The organism is Wolbachia endosymbiont (group B) of Cyclophora punctaria (assembly GCF_964028235.1).
Lineage (GTDB): Bacteria > Pseudomonadota > Alphaproteobacteria > Rickettsiales > Anaplasmataceae > Wolbachia.
In genome coordinates, this window is sequence record NZ_OZ034749.1 from 997,132 (window position 1) to 1,018,168 (window position 21,037).

12 protein-coding genes and 6 pseudogenes are annotated in these 21,037 nt (G+C 33.0%); 13 read left to right on the forward strand and 5 right to left on the reverse strand.

The window, feature by feature from the left end; genetic code table 11:
- The first annotated feature begins 84 nt into the window (after window positions 1–84).
- The 10 genes and pseudogenes from ABWU33_RS04885 to ABWU33_RS04930 all read left to right on the forward strand — a co-directional run bounded on the left by ABWU33_RS04885 (window position 85) and on the right by ABWU33_RS04930 (window position 12,394).
- Window positions 85–1,110: pseudogene (locus ABWU33_RS04885) on the forward strand (phage tail protein).
- Between the two features lie 83 nt (window positions 1,111–1,193).
- A complete protein-coding gene (locus ABWU33_RS04890; RefSeq protein WP_353280437.1) occupies window positions 1,194–5,990 on the forward strand; it encodes an ankyrin repeat domain-containing protein in 4,797 nt (1,598 codons plus the stop codon).
- A gap of 532 nt (window positions 5,991–6,522) precedes the next feature.
- Window positions 6,523–7,471: pseudogene (locus tag ABWU33_RS04895) on the forward strand (IS110 family transposase).
- Between the two features lie 200 nt (window positions 7,472–7,671).
- A pseudogene (locus tag ABWU33_RS04900) lies at window positions 7,672–7,806 on the forward strand (phage baseplate assembly protein V); the annotation flags it as partial.
- Window positions 7,807–8,061, forward strand: a complete 255-nt coding sequence (locus ABWU33_RS04905) for a PAAR domain-containing protein (RefSeq protein WP_353280439.1) — start codon at window positions 7,807–7,809, stop codon at window positions 8,059–8,061.
- A 921-nt stretch (window positions 8,062–8,982) separates the two neighbouring features.
- The gene (locus ABWU33_RS04910) at window positions 8,983–10,044 is read left to right on the forward strand and encodes a hypothetical protein (protein ID WP_353280441.1); all 1,062 of its coding nucleotides are present in this window, start codon (window positions 8,983–8,985) and stop codon (window positions 10,042–10,044) included.
- Between the two features lie 383 nt (window positions 10,045–10,427).
- Window positions 10,428–10,772 carry a hypothetical protein gene (locus ABWU33_RS04915; protein WP_353280443.1) on the forward strand — a complete coding sequence of 115 codons (345 nt, stop codon included), beginning with the start codon at window positions 10,428–10,430 and terminating at the stop codon, window positions 10,770–10,772.
- A gap of 307 nt (window positions 10,773–11,079) precedes the next feature.
- Window positions 11,080–11,905: pseudogene (locus ABWU33_RS04920) on the forward strand (transposase family protein).
- 139 nt (window positions 11,906–12,044) lie between these two features.
- On the forward strand, window positions 12,045–12,170 hold the full coding sequence (locus ABWU33_RS04925) for a hypothetical protein (RefSeq protein ID WP_255702879.1): 126 nt from the start codon (window positions 12,045–12,047) through the stop codon (window positions 12,168–12,170).
- Window positions 12,171–12,184: 14 nt separating this feature from the next.
- A complete protein-coding gene (locus ABWU33_RS04930; protein WP_264690065.1) occupies window positions 12,185–12,394 on the forward strand; it encodes an ankyrin repeat domain-containing protein in 210 nt (69 codons plus the stop codon).
- On the opposite strand, the gene ABWU33_RS04935 is transcribed toward ABWU33_RS04930, so the two are convergent.
- Entirely contained in the window at window positions 12,360–12,953 is a 594-nt protein-coding gene (locus ABWU33_RS04935; RefSeq protein WP_230609172.1) for an IS5 family transposase, read from the reverse strand. The two genes, ABWU33_RS04930 and ABWU33_RS04935, sit on opposite strands and share 35 nt — an antisense overlap.
- 473 nt (window positions 12,954–13,426) lie before the next feature.
- Entirely contained in the window at window positions 13,427–14,815 is a 1,389-nt protein-coding gene (locus ABWU33_RS04940) for a hypothetical protein (RefSeq protein WP_353280444.1), read from the reverse strand.
- 237 nt (window positions 14,816–15,052) lie between these two features.
- Here ABWU33_RS04940 and ABWU33_RS04945 point away from each other — a divergent pair.
- The 3 genes and pseudogenes from ABWU33_RS04945 to ABWU33_RS04955 all read left to right on the forward strand — a co-directional run.
- A pseudogene (locus tag ABWU33_RS04945) lies at window positions 15,053–15,130 on the forward strand (hypothetical protein); the annotation flags it as partial.
- A gap of 155 nt (window positions 15,131–15,285) precedes the next feature.
- Window positions 15,286–15,833, forward strand: a pseudogene (locus tag ABWU33_RS04950) (IS630 family transposase); the annotation flags it as partial.
- A 330-nt stretch (window positions 15,834–16,163) separates the two neighbouring features.
- Entirely contained in the window at window positions 16,164–17,111 is a 948-nt protein-coding gene (locus ABWU33_RS04955; protein ID WP_214303303.1) for an IS110 family transposase, read from the forward strand.
- A 561-nt stretch (window positions 17,112–17,672) separates the two neighbouring features.
- Here ABWU33_RS04955 and ABWU33_RS04960 read toward each other — a convergent pair.
- The 3 genes from ABWU33_RS04960 to ABWU33_RS04970 all read right to left on the reverse strand — a co-directional run bounded on the left by ABWU33_RS04960 (window position 17,673) and on the right by ABWU33_RS04970 (window position 20,964).
- Complete coding sequence (locus ABWU33_RS04960; RefSeq protein ID WP_214303242.1) at window positions 17,673–18,692, reverse strand: IS110 family transposase; 1,020 nt, start codon at window positions 18,690–18,692, stop codon at window positions 17,673–17,675.
- Window positions 18,693–19,029: 337 nt separating this feature from the next.
- Window positions 19,030–19,584 (reverse strand): hypothetical protein, encoded by a 555-nt coding sequence (locus ABWU33_RS04965; RefSeq protein ID WP_353280447.1) that lies wholly within the window; start codon window positions 19,582–19,584, stop codon window positions 19,030–19,032.
- Between the two features lie 15 nt (window positions 19,585–19,599).
- Window positions 19,600–20,964 (reverse strand): hypothetical protein, encoded by a 1,365-nt coding sequence (locus ABWU33_RS04970; RefSeq protein ID WP_353280449.1) that lies wholly within the window; start codon window positions 20,962–20,964, stop codon window positions 19,600–19,602.
- Window positions 20,965–21,037 lie beyond the last annotated feature (73 nt).

The window sequence follows — 21,037 nt, forward strand, 5'->3', positions numbered from 1 at the left end:
TTTTGATCAGTTCTGCAATGATCTCTTGCTTACTCATAAGCTACCTAAATAAAGGAAATTAAAGCAACTTGAAAGAAAAGACAAATGAAAAGTTTATTACCGCCAAACGCAACAAAGCAAGAGCAAGCACTGGTTGATGCAATAGATTATAAGGTTGATCCAAGCTGTATAAGAGGGTTTAAGTTCAACCTGAAAGAAGAAACATTACCATGGATAATAGAAGAATATGGTTTAGAAGAGATACTGCGTTGGGTAAAAGATAGAAGAAAAGCCGTAGTAGAAGGAATAAAATTTCAGCGTTTAAGAGGAACACCTGCCTCACTGAAAATAGCATTAAAATGGGCAAATATAGAAGATATTACAATCATAGAAGAACCACCTGGTAAACATTTTTTCGAGTTGCAAATAGGAATAAAAGATGTTCCAAATGACTTTTTTGTGGATGCAGTAGTAGAACTTGCAAAACTATCACTACCAGCAAGATCGGGGCTAATGAGGATGTTTAATGATTACTACAACGTTGATAGGTTTATTTTAGATGAAAGCTTTTTTGGAAATTTGTTATCGGATTACTCAGGGATAAAGGTTGAAAAGGATGGACCAGTATTATCGTTTGGAAGAGTAAATTTTTTCAGGTTTAGTGGTACATCAATTAAGGTTATAGAGAGTTATCTACGTAACCATTATGAGCAAGCATTTAGTAATGACATATATCGATTAGATATAGCAGTACTTGGAGAAACAGAGGCTCATACAAAGGATTACAAAGGCATCTATGCAAGAAATCATCAGTGGTACAATTTAAAAGCACTATATCCATTACCACAAAGTTTATTACCAGAAATAAAGTTTGCTAAGGCACAAATAGTATTATCGGACAGTTGAAGATTAGGAGAAATAAACGCATGTTTTCCAGTTAGTAGTGTAGAGGAAAGAGGGAATAAATTTGTATTGGGAAGCGATAAACTTTCATGGCAACATTGGAGTTTAAAACACAAGCCAATTTTAGAAAGGTTTAGCGTTACTCACCACTACAAAGTAGAAAACTATACAGATCAGAAGATTACAATTGGTTTAGTTTTAAAAATACAAACTATAATAAAATGCTAAAACATGCAAAAAATTCTTGCCTTGTTAGATCTTTATTATTCATAATAAAGTTACATTTTACGTAATAAATATGTGGGAGTATTGTGTTAAAGACATTGAATTCTGTAAATTATTTTAAACAAGCAGTTAATCGATCTGAGTTAATAAGAGAGCAAAAAAAAGATACATTACCATCTAGTAGTCAACAAATACCTATTGGTTTAGATTTGCCAGAAGGTTTTACAATAGGGGAAGCTATTGGTAAGGGAGATTGTTTCTTTCACGCAGTTGCACAGGGGCTTGAACAGCTTAAACCTAATAGGGGCTTTACTGTAAAATCTTTAAGACGTATTTGTAGGCTGTTTGCAGAGAGTCAACTTAATATTGACTCGTCATGGCTTAAAGAAGCTTTAAAAAATGACTGTAGAATCATTTCTTATTATGTTCCACGCATTGGGTTTACCGCAAATGATATTGAGAAAGGATCTGAAGTAATAGATAGATTAAAATTAAATGTGCCTGTGTGGGGTCTACCAGAGATTGAGGGAAGAATAATTTGTATAGTATATAATGTAAGATTGCATTTTGTTGAAATAACCCTTAATGGGGATGAAGAAGTTGTAATAACGCATCACCTTATTGATAAGGAAGGTTACCAAAAGGATATATTAAATAGCGAGATTCTTAGTAAGAAAATTTACTATACAAAAGATACTATACATATAGTAAATCAAGGAGGTCTTCATTTTCAACCAATCTTAAGAGGGACAGTACAGCAAACGTCACTTTACTATTATAAAACCATGGCTAGTGAAAAAAAATTGGACAGTGAGTCTGTTTATTTTCGACAAAATTTCGAAGCAGAAATGAAAGATGTCACAGACAATCAAATGGACTGTGAAGACTATAAAGAATCTAGCCCTGGTGTAGAGGTGTTGCCTGATGAGTCAATAATGGAAGCAACAGTTGATTATGAAGACAGATTATCTGATGAAGAACTTCAGCATGAACGAAGTCAAGATAGTCCTAGAGTAACAAGAGCTTCATCTATAAGCAGCAGTAGTACATGGTATAGTGCATTGATTGATTGTAGGTTAACGGTAGAGGATATAGGTCTTACAGATGATGAAATAGTGAAAAGAGCAACTTTTTTTGTTAAGACTTTTGTTAAAGAATTCGAAAAAAAACTATTTCAATACTCTGAAGAAGTAAAATCAGGTTCAAAAATAAAAAAAACAGGTAAAATATTAGGTCTGGTTGATTCAACTATAAAGAGTGCTATTCCACCAGGTATGCGAGTAATTCCTGATAAAGCAATTGAAATGATAGGTTATCTTTCTGCAAAAGAGCATAAGAAAGGAGCAAAAAGTGTTTCTTCAACAGTTATGCCTTTAGAAGGTAGCACAAGAGAGATTTTAGTAGATGCTAGTTTGGAAATTTTTCAAAAATTTGAGGGGCAGTTTACTGGGATTATGGATGTTAGTAGCCTTTCTTGGGAGAGAGGGATTGAGAAATTAGCAATAGATGCTGTATCTAGAGTAATAAATTATATTTCAGCTAATAAAGAAGAACTTTCCGTTGATCTTATAACAAAAGGTGTTGTTTTAGGTGAATCAAAAGCGAGAACATTTGCTAAGCAAGTTTTAAAAAAACCAGCGAAACTTTTTAAGTCAGAAGCATTTCAGTCTGGATATAAAGTGAAAGATAAGCAAAGTGGTAAAATTTGGATAACCCCAGAATTATATACAGGAGTAGGAATAAAAAAAGTAAATTATGATACTACTGAATATTATCAGCTGAGGAAACATGATAATGCTGAAAAATATGGATATAGACTTCCTTTTACATGGGAATTAGAAAAGTGGTGGGAGGTAGACAAAAAGTATAGGCTTGTTAACTTACCTAAAGAAGAAGAGTATGTGCATATTTTAAATGAGAAAAAAAAGAAAGAATTGGCTGGTAATATATTAAAAGAGATTAATGGAAACGATTCAACGAAAAGAAAAGATATAGAAGAACTGTATGAAAAGATCAAGAATTTCCAAACAAAAAAAGAGGAAAGTGTACGTCCGTTTCTCTTTAATTTGGACCATTTACCACAATTCTTTGTAGAAAGAGGAAATATGTTAAAGATGTTAAACGAGAAGTTAGACATTAAAAAACAAGAAGAAATGCCACGAATGATCTTAATTCATGGAGGCTATGGAGTAGGAAAAAGTGAACTAGCTAAAAGCTATGCGCATAGTATAAAGAGTAAAGGTAACGTTATATGGATAAATGCCAAATCATGTAGCACCCTTTCAAATTCATTTTATAGTCTAGCTAAAAAATTAGGAATTTCTACAGGAGGTTATAAAGGTATACAAAAAATCAATTCTGATATGGAAGGTAAAGAGCAAGTAGATTACAATGATGTTCAAAAGAAAAGAATTGAATCTATTGTTGATAATGTATATGAGAAACTTCAGGATGTAGAAAGTTATTTTATTTTTGACAACGCCAGTCAATATGAGGAGATTAAAAAATTTTTACCGCCTTATGGTTTCATTTTTGGTGGAAAACAGCCTTACATCTTAATTACTTCTCGCAATAAGGATTGGAAAGAAGAGATAGAAAAGATAAATTTGGATAAAGGATTTTCTTCAGCAGAAGCCTTAATGTTTATTGAAAAAGCCTTAGGAATAGAGGATAACTCACACTTACAGATTTACGAGATGGTAAAGTTAGTAAAAGGGTTGAGTTACTTTCCATTAGCTTTAAAAGAAGCAACAAAATACATTAGAGAAGAAGGTATTAGTATTAGTCAATACCTAGAACGCTATAGTAAAGTAATGCAAGAATCAAATCTTGATTGTTTGGAGGAACAAGATATCTCCCCAGAATTATTTACGACTTTGAAGGTCAACTTTGACAAAATAAAAGAAGAAAAAGATATTGGACAACAATCGCATGATATTTTAGCCTCTATGGCTTACTTGAGTCCTGATCAAATTGATACAACAGAAATTTTTCTTCATAAGAAATCAGAAAACGATCAGCAAAAGGTTTTGGATGCACTTAATCTACTTGATAAGTTCTCAGTGATTGATTTAGAGGAATCAATAGCAAGAGTTCATATGGGAGTACAAAAAACAATAAGATTAGAGAAAGAACAAGCAGGAACAGAAGAAGAAATTTTAAGAGAGATTATGACATCATTTTGTCTTACAAATGCAAATCACGCTATATCTGTTTGGAGTCATGCAAGTAAATATGACAGGTTAGTTAATGAATTTATTGATTCTCTTTATGATGGAAGTACTATCTTACATTTACTAGCCAAAGATGGTAATGAGAAAGTTATTAAACGTATATTAAAGAAAGTAGATTCAAATAAATTAAGTAAAATTGTTAATGCTGTTGATAAAATGAAATTTACTTCTTTAGACTGTGCTGCCATGCATGGTCACTTAAAGATAGTTAAATGCTTTATAGAGAAAGGAAGTGATTTGGATGGAGATAATCGCGACCTTACCTCTTTACACTGGGCTGCTGTATGTGGTCAACTAGAAGTAGTTAAGCATTTTATTGACAATAAATATTGGGAGGTTGATAAGTTGAGTGGAGAGGGTGGTACTCCTTTACACTATGCTGTTATCAGTGGTAATATAGATATTATTAAATATCTTATAGAAAAAGGGGCCAATGTAAATCTACAAGATGAAAGTTCAGGGCCCTTGCATTTTGCTATTGAAGAGAATCGTTTAGATATTGTTGAATACCTTGTAGAGGAAGGAGCTGATGTAAATCTACATGATAAAAATGATATGAGTCCTTTACACTATGCTGTTATCAGTGGTAATATAGATATTGTTAAATGTCTTGTAGAAAAAAGTGCCAATGTAAATTCACATGACAGAAATGGTATAACTCCTTTGTACTTTGCTACTCAAAATAGTCGTTTAGATATTGTTATCTACCTTGTAGAGAAAGGTGCCAATGTAAATCTACAGGATAAAGATTATATGAGTCCTTTTTGCCATGCTGCTGAAAGTGTTAGATTAAATATTGCTAAATACCTTATAGAGAAAAAGATGTTTATTATAAGTGTAAATCCATATCATAAAAATGATATGAGTTCTGAATGCTATGCTACAGTGTGTAATCACTTAGATAATATTAAGCGCCTTATAACGCAAAGAACTATGGTAGATCCACGGAACAAAGGTAGTATGAGTCTTTTGCACTTTGCTGCCGTACGTGGTTATTTAAATGTTATTGACTATCTTGTAGGAGAGGAAGCTAATGTAAATGCACAGGACAAAGATGGTATGAGTCCTTTGCACTTTGCTGTCATATATGGTCACTCAGGTATTATTGACTATCTTGTAGGAAAGGGGGCTAATGTAAATCTACAGAATAAAAAAGGTGTGAGTCCTTTGCACCTTGCTGTCATATATGCTCACTTGGGTAGTGTTAAGTACCTTATAGGAAAAGGGGCTGATATAAATCTACAGGACGAAGGTGGTATGAGTCCTTTATTTTATGCTCTTACCATTACCATTAAACGCCTAGATATTGCTCGCGACCTTATTGAGTATTCTTCTCTTTTAACGCAACGAATTAATGTGAAATCTAAACTCAGGGATTGTTTGCATAAAAGACAACAGAGGAGATCTGCACATTTAAACGAGTCTAAAAAAAGAAAATTAGAAAATATTAGTGTAACATTTGAAGAAAATGCATCAAATATACAATTGCTTCAAGGTAGTCAGAATCTACCATCAGACATATCAATGCAATTTGAAGGTCTTGCTGATAGAACGGAAAGCATTGTTAATATAAATAGTGAGATTCCCGCATATTCATTTAATAGTGTTGCTGTAGAATCTGTGAATAACAAGAACTTAAAAGGAAGCTAATTTTACAGTAAGCTATTTAATTTCATTAGGGGAATTTCAAAAAAACAGAGAAATAAAGTAATAAATTGATATAAATTCGCGTAGAACAAGTGGTAGACCAACACATTCCAAGAAAAACTCTTCTCTCACTAGATGATTTTGGGTACTGAAAGTAGTGATATCATTTAGTACATTGCAGTAAAAAAAATAGAAGTGTTTTTGCAAGCACTGGCTTTAGTTTTAAAAATACAAACTAAAATAAAATGCTAAAAAAGTTCTTGTTCTGCTGATTTTATTGACCATAATGTAGCAATATTCAATATAACCAATTGTAAGTTAAAAACATGATATAAATGAAGTAAGAGGGAAGATAACTCTACTCACTATAGGAATAGAGTTATCACGGGCGTGTGCGACCGAAAACCAATTGGTATTACAACCGTTTGTATCAAGGTACACTAGCCCTATCTCTCGATACGTTTGAATAGTTGTTTGGGAAATATATATACGCCCGTTTACAATCTTAAATTAACTAAAACTATCGAGGTTTGTTATGGTTACATCTTATCAAAATTTTATTGGCATTGATATCGGAAAATTTAAAAATGTCGTTGCAATTCACAAACAGAAGAACGCTGTCAAATTTGACAATGATTCTGATGTTTGGCAACAATTATTTCAAAAGTTTTCAGATATTCTACCTAATTCTTTAGTAACTTTGGAAAACACAGGAAAATATGAGCTTGGTTTGTCACATTTTCTTATTGACAAGAATATTGCAGTACATCGAGCTAATACTCGTAAAGTAAAAAGCTTTATCTTGTCTCACGGAACTGTAGCAAAGTCTGATAAATCAGATGCGAGGGCTCTTGCTCAATATGGATTTGAACGCCATAGAACTCTCTCTCTATTTGTACCTACAATCAAAAGAACAATCAACCCTGGTTGCACTTTGTCAACGTCGTGATGACATTACGCAAATGAGAGCTCAGGAAAAGTGTAGACTGGAAGCTCCTGAAAATGACCATATAAAGGAAAGTTGCCAGAAGACCATTGAATTTTTCAATAATCAAATAAACGAACTCAATGACACTATACAAAAAATTATTGATGAAAGCCATGAGCTACAACAACGTCAAAAAATCCTTAAAACAGTTCCTGGAATAGGCAAAAAGTTATCACAAGATTTTTTGTGTTTAATGCCAGAGCTTGGCTACTTAAGTAGAAAAGAAGTAGCAAGTCTTGCCGGAGTAGCACCTCATCCTAGGGAAAGTGGTAAAACTGTTGGTTACCGAAGGATTATAGGAGGTAGAAGTAATGTTCGTTCAAAGCTCTTTACATCTGCCATGTCTGCTGCAAGGTCCAAATCTGCACTTGGCACCTTTTATTCTAAGCTTGTTGAAAGTGGTAAGAAGAAGATGGTAGCTATAACAGCTCTAATGCGTAAAATTATAGTAATTGCTAATGCAAGGCTTAAAGAGGCAATTAATTTGAATGTTTAAAATTTACATAGCAGTAATTGAAATGAATATTGTGCGTCCACACAAACTTAAAGTGCTTATTCACATATTCATTGGCTTAAGCAGGCAATAGCTGTTTGACATAAAATTCTATTCCTATGACGAATGGATTTTTATTACCTACATGATTGGATCAAGTTGCAAAATTACACAATAAAAAACTTTTTAAAAAACATAGTTGATTGTTATATGATAAGGAAAAACATCATTTAGAGATTGAAGTATTAGACAAAATAACACTGAAAGCTGGGGAATCGAGCATAGAGATGACGAAGAGCGAAATAAAACTGAAAGCAGATAGAATAAACCTTAATTAAATGAATAAATCAGTTGTGCGGTTAGGGGATTATTGTATAGAAACAACACCGCATTTTTGCATTAGTGGGAGTAACAATGTTTTTGTAGATGGTAAGCCAGTTTGCCGAAAAAGAGATAATTTTACAGAAGGTAGAGTATTAACTGAAGGATCAAAAACAGTATTTGCAAATGGTCTTAGTGTAGGAAGAGTTGGGGATTCAGTATCTTGTGGTTTCAAGGTAATAAGTGGAAGTAATAATGTTTTTTTAGGATAAAAATAAACCATCTGTTATACTTACCAAAAGTAAGGTTATGAACATGGATATAACTACTAGTCTATTAGGAGACATTAGTAATTTAATAGATAGAGCAAAGAATCATCTTTCTGTTCAATTCAACTCTACTCTAGTATTGTTAAACTATTACATATTATTACAAGCAAACAATAAACTAACGAAGCTCCCATAACAACAGAGCAGTCAATAATATGTGCTATGACACGTCTAGCTATTCCTGCATAATTTACTTTAGTATCGATCTATACTCCTTACATGTTCACCTAGTATGTAATATTAGCAATTAAATAATAGTAAAATTGGTTCTTTTATGTAGAAAACATGAGTTCCTTAGCATCACAACAAATTGAATTATTTACTCCTTCAAAAAAGGTCGTATATTTTTGAGAACAAGTTGCGTAAAAATAGGATTGTAAAAATAGAAGCTTGCAACCTTTGCAACGAAGTTAGGCAAACTAGCTCATATATAAATGTGGTGAAAGTAGGCTAATATAGCTGATTTCAGCGTATATTAAAATTATTATATTAAAAAGTTTGTACAGATCACATAGTAGACCAACGCATCCCAAAACAAACTCTTCTCTCACTAGTTGGTTGTTAGTGCTGAAAATAGTTATATTATTTAAGTTATCAATAATATATAATACCAAGTTAATATAATTTGTTTATAGATGACGGAAAAATTCATTGTAGATTTATATTAAAAAGTAGAACTAGATTCTTTTCTAGTATAATCATTTTTGTAAAAATATCCCTAACTTTCTCTCCACTTTTTCTGGGTAAGGTCAAAATTATTTACTGCTTGAATAATCCATAAAATTAATATTTATTAACTTTAAGTTATTAAATTTTTAATAAAAGTGATTTATAATATCGTATGCTTACAATATGGAGAAAACTATGCCTACAAATGATAATAATGAAGAGTTTAAAGATGCACCAGAATATACTTATACTTCACAGGATATTAAGCTGCAGAAAGCTATTCTCGATATACTAAAGAGTATTGCAAGATCATCTCCAAATGAAAAAGAAGAGGTTTTTCGAGCATTATCAGAACAAGTTGATCACATATACGCTCAGAACTTTACAATCAATGATGAGGGATTAAAAAGGCATACAAATAAGGAGGAATTTAAAAAATATATTGAAGATTCTATAAAAAATAAAAAAATAGCAGATCTTAATGAAAATGTGATAAAAGAGGCATTAACAAAGGTTAATGAAAGTGCATTAGAAAGGTTAAAGAAAGCATATAACAATGACATAAATAAAAACGATACAGAAAATATTTTAGATAGAGTAGGAAAGCTTGAGAGTTTGTATGGGGATGATCTAGCTAAAGAGATTATTCATATTATTGTGTTTTCTCCTTTCTATTTAATAGAAGCAGTGGTATCGATTATGGCTATCGGACTTCGTCACCTTGTCAAAGATGTCGAAAAAATAAGCAAAGAGGGTGGTAGAGAGGTAGTTCACCATTCTAAAAATATTCTTGATACTTTAAAGTTTTGGAAAGACACTCGACTTGAGAAATTTTTGTTAGATACTAAAGAGTTAGGAGATGAAAAATATCGTAGTTTTGCTGTTACTGGATATCAAGTTCCAGAAGAGCAAAGAAAATTTGCGGAGGTATATAGAGATAATCCTCTCATTCTTGATATAATTAAAGAAAAGATGGGTGAGGATAATTATTTGCAACTCAATATTGAAGGAGATGAAAAAATTGAGATTACAAAGTCAGATTGTGATAAATTTAAAGAGAAAGCTGCCAGCAAAGCAGGTGCTGATAAACAAGATTTTCGTGCGCTGCTTGGAGCTCTTTCATCTATAATGAAAGATCGTCCGTTATGGAAAGAAATACTTGATACGGCAAAAGAAAAAGCAGCTGTGACAAAACCAGATACAACATTAGGTAATATCAAAATTGATCAAAGCGAAGACAAAAGCCGGGGAAAGTAGATTACCAGCATACTGAGAAAAGCTATCAAGATGGTAAACAGTATGTTGGGAGTTATGAAAGTAATCGGTATTACAGTAGTAAGGACCTGAAAACAGTAAATAATTACGAGAACATAAAAAATTTTATAGCAATAGCTTTACCAGAGGTAGCAGTAGAAAAAATACCATCAGGTAGTGCTGATTTTGCGGAACTTAAGTTAACAAATTTTGTAAAAGAAGAAGACTCTTTCTCTTTAAATCTAAAAAGTGATACTATCTCTACTGAAATAAGTTTTGAGCAGCTTCGTGTATATAATCCTCTCTCACCTTCTAATTATCTTGAAGATGATAACGATATAATAATTTTGGTCAATTCGGATAGCATAAATATAAAAAGTACAGTTTTGAACAATCGTCTTGTAAAGCAGTACGTAAAACCTCAATACGATATGAATACAAGAGAATTTGATAAGTTTCCGATTGAAATATCAGTAGAAAGTATAAATTTAATTACAGACATAGATATTGAGAGTGTGAAAAAACCTCTCAACTTTGCGATGAGACCAATAGTAAATCAAGTTGTAAGTAAAGTACTAAACGGAAAAACGAAAATAGAGTTGCCAATAGAAAATATTTTATTTAATGGTAGGTTTCTGAACAAGTTGCAGACATCAAAAGAGGATAAACCATCAACAGAATTGAATGTAAAAAATATTAAAGTGCAAAAACAGGAAGAGCGTTCACTTTAAAACTCTAGAATATGGGTTTTCTAAAAATTGTATTAAACAAATAGCTGATTTTAGCGTGTAATAAAATTACCATATAAAAAAGTTCGTACAGATCACATGGTAGACCAATTGATTCCAAGAAAAACACTTCTCACCACCATTAGTTTTGAACACTGGAAATGGTCATATTGTTTAGGTTCTTAATAATACTTAATATTAAATTAACAGTAATCCATTTGAGAATAGCAAAAGACCTGCTGCAAAAGGTAATTGAAAAAGTGATGCGAGAGAGGTAGAAGAAGAATAAGCAGATCGAGTAAGGTAAAAAATGAGCTTTAGTTACTATAAAATGAAGAAGCACCCAAGAAACTTTCGTAATATAACAGGTTTAACTATAGAGGAGTTTGAAAAGGTGGTGGAAAAAGTGAGGTCTGAGTGGAAAAAACTTGAAAAACAGAAAAAGTGCCATGGTAGAAGATCACAACTACCAACTCTGGAAGATAAGTTATTTTGCGTAATTTTGTACTATCGCACTTACATAACACATAGATTTTTAGGGTGCCTGTTCAATATGCACAACGCAAATGTATGTAGGTTACTGAAGAAAATAGAGCCATTACTTGCCAAGAAAGTTACTATAACAAAAGATAGAAGTATGACATCAGAAAAAATACTAAAGATTCTGGCTGATGTTACAGAACAGCAAATACAGAGGCCAGAAGATAGTAAAAAACGGAAGAAGTCATATTCAGGAAAAAAAAGAACCAACACTATGAAAACTGAGATTGTTATCGAAGAAGATGGAAGAATTTTATCAGTGTCAAAGTCATATCGTGGTAGAATTAGTGATTTTCGCATAAGGAAACAAGGAAAATATCTACCACTCGATAGCATAAAATATGCCGATTCTGGATATCAAGGTTGGCAAAAATTGCAAAGTAATGTCATATAAAAAGTACCGTAAAAAGCCATTAACTTCAGAGCAGAAAGAGCATAATAGACGATTAGCATCATTTAGAATGAGAGTAGAAAATAAGATCCGTGAGGTAAAGATATTTAAGATTATGTCCCATGTTTACCGCAATTTTCAGAAAAAATATAACCTGAGGTTCAATATTATTGCTGGTATTGTGAATCTTAAGCACTCCTTTTAGTTAACCTTGATTTTAGTCACCCTCCTTCCCTTTTTTTATCGCTTGATTCGCAGCAGGTCTTATGCTATAGATACTCAAATTTATATAATTTAGTAACAGCTTTATAGTGTAAAGAAAGGTTAATATCATTGGGGGGTTTATGCAAATATCTGAGCTTACTACAGAAACTTCAACAACTATAACAGAGGTTTCTATTGAGAACCCAAACAGCGAATTATTTGATGCTGTAAAAAAGGTAACCTTGATAGAGTTAAGGAGCTTATAGAAAGAGGAGCCAGCATTAACACTAAAGGTAGTGATGGCAATACTCCTTTACACTTAGCTGCTAAAGTTGGTAATTTGAGTGTAGTAACCTATCTTGTGGGTGAAGAAAGAGCTGATATTTATGCAAAAAATCAATACGGACAAACACCTATATCTCTTGCTGCTAAAAATAATCACTTAGAGCATGTCTTCAAACCAAAAAATGAGCTAATTTGTGAAGTATAATAGTGATCATATTAAAGAAGATATTAGTTTTTGAAGTGAGGGGAGAATGCTCATAATCCTTGTTCATACGTCTAAAATTGGAAAGCCAGGCAAATGTCCGTTCTACAATCCAACGTTTAGGAATAATCTGAAATCCTGTATCAACCAATTTCTTGGCAATTGTTAGCAAACATCCAGTTTCCAATAAACATCGATTTTGTAATTTACCTGTGTACCCTTGATCGGCAAAAAACTTTCGTAAGGTTGGGGCTTTGCATTTAGCCTGAGCAAAAAGATCTAGAGCACTATCGCGATCTTGAATACTTGCACTGTGTACTTCAGCAGCAATTACAAGACCCACAGTATCTACAATGATATGGCGTTTTCTGCCCTTTATTTTCTTTCCAGCATCGTATCCCTCTCGATCCCCTTTTTGAGTCGTTTTTACTGACTGGCTGTCTATTATTCCCACTGATGGAGTTTCATTCTTACCGATTATCTCTCTTACTTTTTTAACTAGAAAATCATGAATTTCTTGCCATATTCCACTTTTTTTTAAGCGCGAATCACAACTATACACGGTTTTCCATGGTGGAAAATCTTTAGGCAGTTGTCTTCATTGACATCCTGTTCTCATCATATAGCGGATTGCGTTAACAATTGTTCTAATACTATGTTTTCTTGCTCTGCCGGTCTTTTAAGGTTCAAAATATGGCTCTATTATCTTCCATTCTTTGTCACTTATGTCGCTTGGTACATCTTAAAATATATCTTATACCATACTTCTTAACTTCTTTCTACTCAGTTTCAAGACGGGCTCTAACAACCCCAACTTTGATTTTAGTATTTTTTCTTGTGTTGTACTCATATCTGACACTCCTTTAAAATTTGTTTATATTTTTATCTTACTTTATTACCCTGTCAGATTAAGTCTAAACTATTACATCTGCAATCTCTCCTATTTGACCTACCAACAATGAGTATTGGTATTAGCAATGGGATAAAAAACAAATAGCAAACACTGAAATTAAATAAGTACATAAGCAAAGTGCTCTAGTTCGTTTGTGTATCCCTATAACTATCAAGGGCTCTCTCTGCTTTTACATTATTTTGAATATTAGAGCTAGGTTTATCTCCTTTTTCTTTCTCATATAATGACCACCCACATAGTCCAATTACTGCAGGTACAATAAGTGCTGCTAAAAATATATATGTTTGTGTCACAAATGCTAATGCTATAATCAAAGCTGAAAGAGATGCTGATAAAGTGAAATACACAGTTGACCTGTGACGTTGAATGTTTTGTGTCTTATTTTGTACTCTGTCAGATTTCACATTTTCTCCCTTGTAACAATTTTTATCTAGCACCTTTTCATTAAATGCTCCACTAAACATTAACACAGTTTCTCCTAACGTTCTTCTAGTAAGATTTTCCTCCACTGCAATATTACCTCGTGCGGATAATGCACCATTACCAACGTATCCAACTCCCTCACCCATTATAGATTCTGCAAACTTTCCTTCTTTTGATACCCTACTTGGCGCGCTAAGATCACCATAATTAATAGCAATGCTTTTGATGCCACTGTCGCTTATCAGCTTATTTAAATCTTGAGTATTTCCAGTATTGACAAATATCCCACAAAATCCTGAGTATTTTCCACTATCTTGCTCTATTTCCTTAGCAGCTTCTATTGCTGCATTGACAAAAGCTATTTTTGCTTCTTTTTGCTCATCATTACTCAAACCACTCAAAAAAGCATTAGGTACCACAATGCTTAATCCTTCTTTATGTTTGGCAGCCATTAAGGCATTCAGTTTTACTACGTTTTTAAACTTATCTTGTAGCTCAGATTTTCTGCTACCTATTAACTCTCGACTTCTAGCAAAATACTTGTAGTCTAAGGTATTTCCTTTTAACTTAGGAAAAGTAGTATAATGAACAACGCTTTCTATAGGATCATTCAGCAGCTTTCCTGAATGATCTAAATGTTGTGTTACTTCAGCCCTTATAACTATATAAGAAGATTTTTTCTGTAGCTCTCTCCTATAATCTTCAAAACTTTTATATTTAGATGGTATTGTTACTCTTTTACCAGCCTTAAGAAGCTGAATATCATGCACTTCTTTTGCGTCAATACGATCCTTATCATATATTAAATCTATTTTTTGTTGTTTATTTTTAATCTCTTTTGCATATACTGTTTTAGTTGTGTTATCTATTACTATATCCGCATCCACTCCTTGTGTAAGCTGCACAATAGGGGCTAATTTATTATCAGTTATCATGCACTTCCCAGTGTACGGATTAGAACAACAGCCTTTTTTAGACCCTAGCCCAAACATTTCCATTAGTGGCCTTCGAATTTCATAATGCAATGAATAAGGAGTTGTGCAAAATGGAATTTCTTTTGTTTCTTCCTGAATTAGTCTAAGATTCATAACCTCCTCACTTTACACATTGTAGTATCATTAATGATAGCATTTTATAAATCAGGAGTCAAGCATTCCAAACAAATATAAGCTACATATACAAAGCACAAAGATTTTTGAAAATAGCTCTAAATAGAACTCTTGTATTGTGAATCAGATAGCTAAAATGCTGCTAGATAATGGAGAAAATGCTAACTTGAAAATCAGGATTGTGTACCATTACACCTTGCAGCTCAAAAAGGTTACAGAGAAATTGTCGAAATTCTGTTAAACAATAATGCAGATCCTGAATGGCTTTGTTGCATAGCTGTCAATAAGATGTAGAGATGGAAGGAATTTACAAGGCAAATTCGAAAAGAGGCATACCGATATCAGTAAATTTATTAAGTAATACCAATTCCCATTCCCACTATACAAAGAACGGATAGACAATAATGGAAAAAAAGCCATACTAAAGTAAGTGAAGTAGCGAGGTTTAAATGGCATTAAGATCAAAATTATTGGATGAAAAAGTGAGCAAAAGAAATGCTGAAGAAAGTAAGGAACAATGCATATGTTTCAAAAAAACTAAATGCTGTAATTGCGGCAAAAAAGCATAGTATAACGGCTGTAGCAAAAATATATTGCATTTCAAGAAGCGCACTAACTTCGTGGATAAAATTCTTAAAATTTGGCAGAGAAGAAAAACTGTTTGCTCCTCCACAACGCCGTAAAAGAACTAAATTAAATCAGGCTCAACTACAGCAAGTTGAAGCATGGATAGAAGAAAATCCTAATATTACCATTAAAGAAATGAGAATAAGAATCCAGGAAAAGTTCGGATTAAATATCAGCAAATCTACAGTACACCGCCATATACAAAAGATGAAATTTTCATATATTACACCAAGACCAGTACACAACGTACAAGATAAAAGTAAACAAGAGGAATTCAAAAAAAAATCTCAATGAAGTTATTGGCAAGTATCCAGAAAAAGAGCTATTTTTCTTTGATGAATCAAGGTTTGGCACACATTCGAAAGTTGGGCTCTGTAATATCTTTCTTCATAGGTAATCTCCTAAATTGAAAGAATTACTTGGAGTTTACCCACTTTCCAGCCTTTTTTCACTTCTTTCTAACCCATAGTTGGGGTTGTAAGTTAAACATATGATATAAATAAATAAGAGAGAAAGATAACCCTACTCACTATAGGAATAGGGCTATTATGGGCATGTGCTACCGTCTCCGTGTTGGTGTTTTACAACCGTTTTTATCAAGGTACACTAGCCCTATCTCTCGATACGTTTGAATAGTTGCATGGGACATATGTATGCACCCGTTTACAACCTTAAATTAATTAAACTATCGGAGATTATTATGATTACATCTTATCAAAATTTTATTGGCATTGATATCGGAAAATTTAAAAATGTTGCTGCAGTGCACAACCAAAAGAACACTATCAAGTTTGATAATAATTCTGCTGGTTGGCAACAATTGTTTCAAGAATTTTCAAATATTCTACCTAATGCTTTTGTAACTTTGGAAAATACAGGAAAATATGAGCTTGGCTTAGCACATTTTCTTGTTGGTAAGAATGTTGCTATACATCGAGCTAATACTCGCAAAGTAAAAAGTTTTACCTTATCTCATGGAACTTTAGCAAAGTCTGATCAATCAGATGCAAGAACCCTTGCCCAATATGGATTTGAACGCTATAGTACTCTATCTCTATTTGTGCCTATGTCAAAGGAACAAACAACCTTAGTCGCACTTTGCCAACGTCGTGATGACATTACGCAAATGAGAGTTCAAGAGAAATGTAGATTAGCAGCACCTGAAAACGACTATATAAAAGAAAGTTGCCAAAAGGCTGTTGACTTTTTTAACAATCAGATAAATGAACTCAACGATTCTATACAAAAAATTATTGATGGAAATCCAGAGTTACAAAAGCGCCAAAAAATCATAAGAACAGTACCAGGAATAGGTATAAAATTATCTCAAGACTTTGTGTGTCTGATGCCAGAGCTTGGCCATTTAAACAAAAAAGAAGTTGCAAGTCTCGCTGGAGTTGCACCGCATCCAAAAGAAAGTGGAAAAACTATTGGCTACAGAAGAATAACGGGTGGTAGAAGTAATGTCCGTAGAAAGCTTTTTACGGCTGCAATGGCTGCTGCAAAGTCCAAATCTGCACTTGGTGCCTTTTATTCTAAGCTTGTTGAAAGTGGCAAGAAGAAGATGGTAGCTATAACAGCTCTAATGCGTAAAATTATAGTTATTGCCAATGCCAGGCTTAAAGAAGCAATTAATTTGCATATTTAAAATTTACACAGCAGTAACTGAAATGGGTTAATGAATATTGTGAATAAGTTCTCTAATTGCATAAAAGTCAACAATAATTTTTTGTATCATGAAAAATATTTTTTGATGTAAAATTCAGCTCTAATACAACCTTTTATTTATTATTGTATTATCTTATTCAATCAAAAGAGGTTTTATTGGCAATAAAAACATCAACACTAATTTCCAATTAATCTCTTTTAAACTATGTAGCCAATGAATATGTGGATAAATACGTCCACACAAACTTAAAGTATTTATCCACATATTCATTAAGCTTATAAAAACTAAGGTATCATTCTTTTCCTCTATAGTCTTAATGATTTTACATAAGTTAAAAGTAGCATGCTTCCATTGTTCTCTCCGCGGTCTAATATGGCTAATTCATATTGTAGCCAAGCCGCACTATACTTGTTAGGCGGAAGTGGACGGCAACATGTACGCCACGAAGTCTATGCTTCAACTTATCCTCTTGCTTATCCCTTCCATCGGCATTGCTATCTTTACTTTCAGTAAAATTATTGTTTTATACTTCTTTAGTGTTTATTGATAGCAAAACTCTTTTCTATCGATTAGCATCTTATGCATAATCACGGCTAATTTTCTTGCTACTGCAACAATTGCTTTTTTCATGCCCTTTTTCTTTTTAAGCTTCAATCCCCAGCTTCTTAATTTAAATGTCCTTTTACATTTTACCAGTAAGACCTGCGCGGCTTCATATAACATATTCCTACAGTCCACTGGTCCCATTTTTGATATACTTCCGTGTCGATCAATCTCACCAGAAGCGTACTGTCTTGGACTTAATCCCATATAGGCTCCAACTGTATAAGATGTTTCAAACCTATGCAGATCATCTATTGCAGCTTTATATGTCATTGCTACTATAATACCAACTCCTGGAACAGTAGTTAATAATTTACAATCCTCATCTTTTTTGCTTTGTTCTGAGAGCATTTTATCAAGTTTTCTTATTGATTCTTCTATTATTTCTAAACTATGTACTAATGATTCAATTGAGGTTTGGCTAATTTCATCTAGATTATTAACCATTTCTTGCACTTTTAAAGCAAAGTTTGCAGAACTAAGACGTTGATTAACTTTTATCCCGTATATTTTCAGTAATCCCCTTATTGTTCCCGCAATTTGCTCTCTGCAACGTATTAATTGTCTTCTGCTTCCAAGTATTATTTTAACCTGACAAGCTTCGTCTGATTTTACTAATACCTCCTTAAATAGCCCAACTCTCATCATTTGTGCTATGCCTCTTGCATCATTTTTATCATTCTTATTGATTCTCGCAGATAGTGCTGCTGCCATATGCCTTGCATCTACACAAGTTACTGGTAATCCAAGATTCCTCAACTCTTTGCACATCGATATTGATAATTGCCCGCTTTCTATTCCTATGGACTCGTATTTTTTGTTTTGACCAAGCAGAAACTCAGCTATTGCACTGCTTTCACTTGCAACAACCCCTTCTTTAACAATTTTTCCTTTCTCATCAATGATACTAATAAAAGTTTCTTTGAGTGAGACATCTAACCCGCTATAATGTTTCATGAGACTACTCCTACTGTAAAAGTTTAAATTATTCTTGAAGAACTAATTCATTGAATTTGTTACTTCGTGCTAAAATAATGGAGTATGTCTCTCCATCATTCAATAGCAATTACAGTATGTACGCTCACACAGACTTAAAGTACTTATTCACAATATTCATTGACTTAAGCAGAAATTGTCGTAGTAGCTGCTTGACATAAAGTCCTATTTCTATGACAAACGGGTTTTTATTGCCCATATAATTTGCAAAACTACACAATAAAAAATTTTTAAAAAACATAGTTGATAAAAATTGTTCTGTCATTTTTTTCCTTGTACGCTGATTTTTGAAAAGAATTTAATTTTCTAGGTTTTGCATTTTTTGTTTACAATCATCTAGCAAAGTTTGCAGTTCTCCTTTACTTTTAGCTTCACCGATTTCTCTTTCAGCTATATCCATCAATTCTTCACATTTAATTATTGCTTTTACTGCTTTTTTCACTTTTTCCTGAATCATTTCTGCCATCTCTACTACTGAAATTCCTCGTACTTTTGCTAAAGGCTCTATAATTTCTGCATCTTTTTCATCTTGGTCTGCTAGAATGCTTTTTGCGGCTTTCGCTTGAATCTCATAAGATTTAGCTTTTTGGTGAGAATGACCTGCGTATTGGTGAGTATAGTTATCATAATAAGCATGAAGATTAGAAAGTGCAGAAAACTTCGCATTTTGTAGTAACTCCAATTCAATATCTTCTTGATTCCGCTGAGCAATTTTGCCTCCTTCTGTTAAACAATAACTTTTTTGCCAGTCAAAATTCTTTGGCGCTTCATACCAATCATTTCCAGTTGGCTTACTTTCAAGCGTTGTTGTTTCTACTTGTTTGTTATGTTCAAATCTAATATAAATTGGCATTGGTTTTCTCCGTTTTTAATTCCAAATTTTATGAGTGGCATCTAATCCTGGGCATTGCCAAGCTCTTAGCGTTCTCTCTACGTCAACCTCAAGTCCTGTGGTGAGAAAATTGCTACGTATGTTATAAATTCCCCACTGAATAAATTGACCATAGGTGTACACATCACCTGAGAGCACACCTTCACTAACTTTTGTTCTGGAATATAAATAAGACGATGTGTAAAGTAATATTGCAACTGTTTTTCCTGCTGGAATTTCTACATTCCCAGATCCGGCTAACTTGCTATCAGAACTCGTGTATTGGTAAACATTTTTCCATACTATTTTTGAAATACTTGATTTATTAGAATTAGTATTATCTGATGTTCCCACAAATAGTCCTGCACCCCCGTACTCCGTACTAGAGTACGATGATCCAACAAATTCTATTGTTTTATTTATGTTCACATTCGTTGTATTTTTTACAAATACTACTCCAAGTGCAGCATACGGGTAATAGTATATTTGATCATAACTACCAGAAAAACTGTTTGTGTATAACTCTCCGTAAATAAATGTTCCTTTACTTCCCTCTATAAAACTGAGTTGTCTTGGTCGATAAAAACTAACGTAATCTGTATCGTATGTATGGCTACCTGCTAGTAGTTGTAACATATAGTCAGTTTTTGTTATATCACTACTCCACTTTCCAAGCTCTGTCATAAAAGTTCCATGGCCAAAGTAATTATTTTTTCTTCCAAGTACACCAAATAAGAAAGGTAATGACCCTGATTCAACCATGTTGCGCTTTCTTATTTCATTTATAAGAGACGCTTTTAACTGTTCATCCCGAGTTTTTACCTCATTAGAGATGTTTTCAATTCGAATTTCTATTTCTCCTATAATTGATGAGCCAGGTGGTACATTATTAATAGCACGAAAATCTTCTACTAAACCTTTAAGACCATCTTTATGACTGTTACTAATGCTATTTATTGCTGCAATATTTGCATTCTTTCTCGTATCAAGTAGCGATATATGTGAATCTGATGATGCTTTTAAAGTATTTAAGGAATTATCCCTAAGCTTGTTGATTTCATCAACGGAATCTGTTTTTACTGCAGTTATTGCTGATATTGAGGTTGTTTTATTGCTGTTTATATCATTTAGGTGTTTTTTTGCACTATCAAGAAGTTCTTTTAGCTTACCATCTGTCATCTGTACAATTTCAGAAACTGAACTTTTATCGACTATTGATTCCAATGCTTTAGCAAGATATGCTAATTGATCTGGAGTACTGTTTGCTACTAAATCCTTAAGTCTTTTTTGTAGTGCATCAATTATCTCTTTTACCTCAGTCATCTGCACAATGTCAGCAATAGCTTTTTTATCTGCTATCAACTCCTGACCTTACCCAGAAAAAGTAGACAGAAAGTTAAGACGTTTTTGAAGTAAAATAAAACGTTTTTTCAAA

Excerpts from the sequence above, each read along its gene's own strand:
- ABWU33_RS04905 (WP_353280439.1), top strand. The coding sequence starts at position 7,807 with ATGAATAAATCAGTTGTGCGGTTAGGGGATTATTGTATAGAAACAACA.
- ABWU33_RS04910 (WP_353280441.1), top strand. The coding sequence starts at position 8,983 with ATGCCTACAAATGATAATAATGAAGAGTTTAAAGATGCACCAGAATAT.
- ABWU33_RS04925 (WP_255702879.1), top strand. The coding sequence starts at position 12,045 with ATGCAAATATCTGAGCTTACTACAGAAACTTCAACAACTATAACAGAG.
- ABWU33_RS04940 (WP_353280444.1), bottom strand. The coding sequence starts at position 14,815 with ATGAATCTTAGACTAATTCAGGAAGAAACAAAAGAAATTCCATTTTGC.
- ABWU33_RS04955 (WP_214303303.1), top strand. The coding sequence starts at position 16,164 with ATGATTACATCTTATCAAAATTTTATTGGCATTGATATCGGAAAATTT.
- ABWU33_RS04960 (WP_214303242.1), bottom strand. The coding sequence starts at position 18,692 with ATGAAACATTATAGCGGGTTAGATGTCTCACTCAAAGAAACTTTTATT.
- ABWU33_RS04965 (WP_353280447.1), bottom strand. The coding sequence starts at position 19,584 with ATGCCAATTTATATTAGATTTGAACATAACAAACAAGTAGAAACAACA.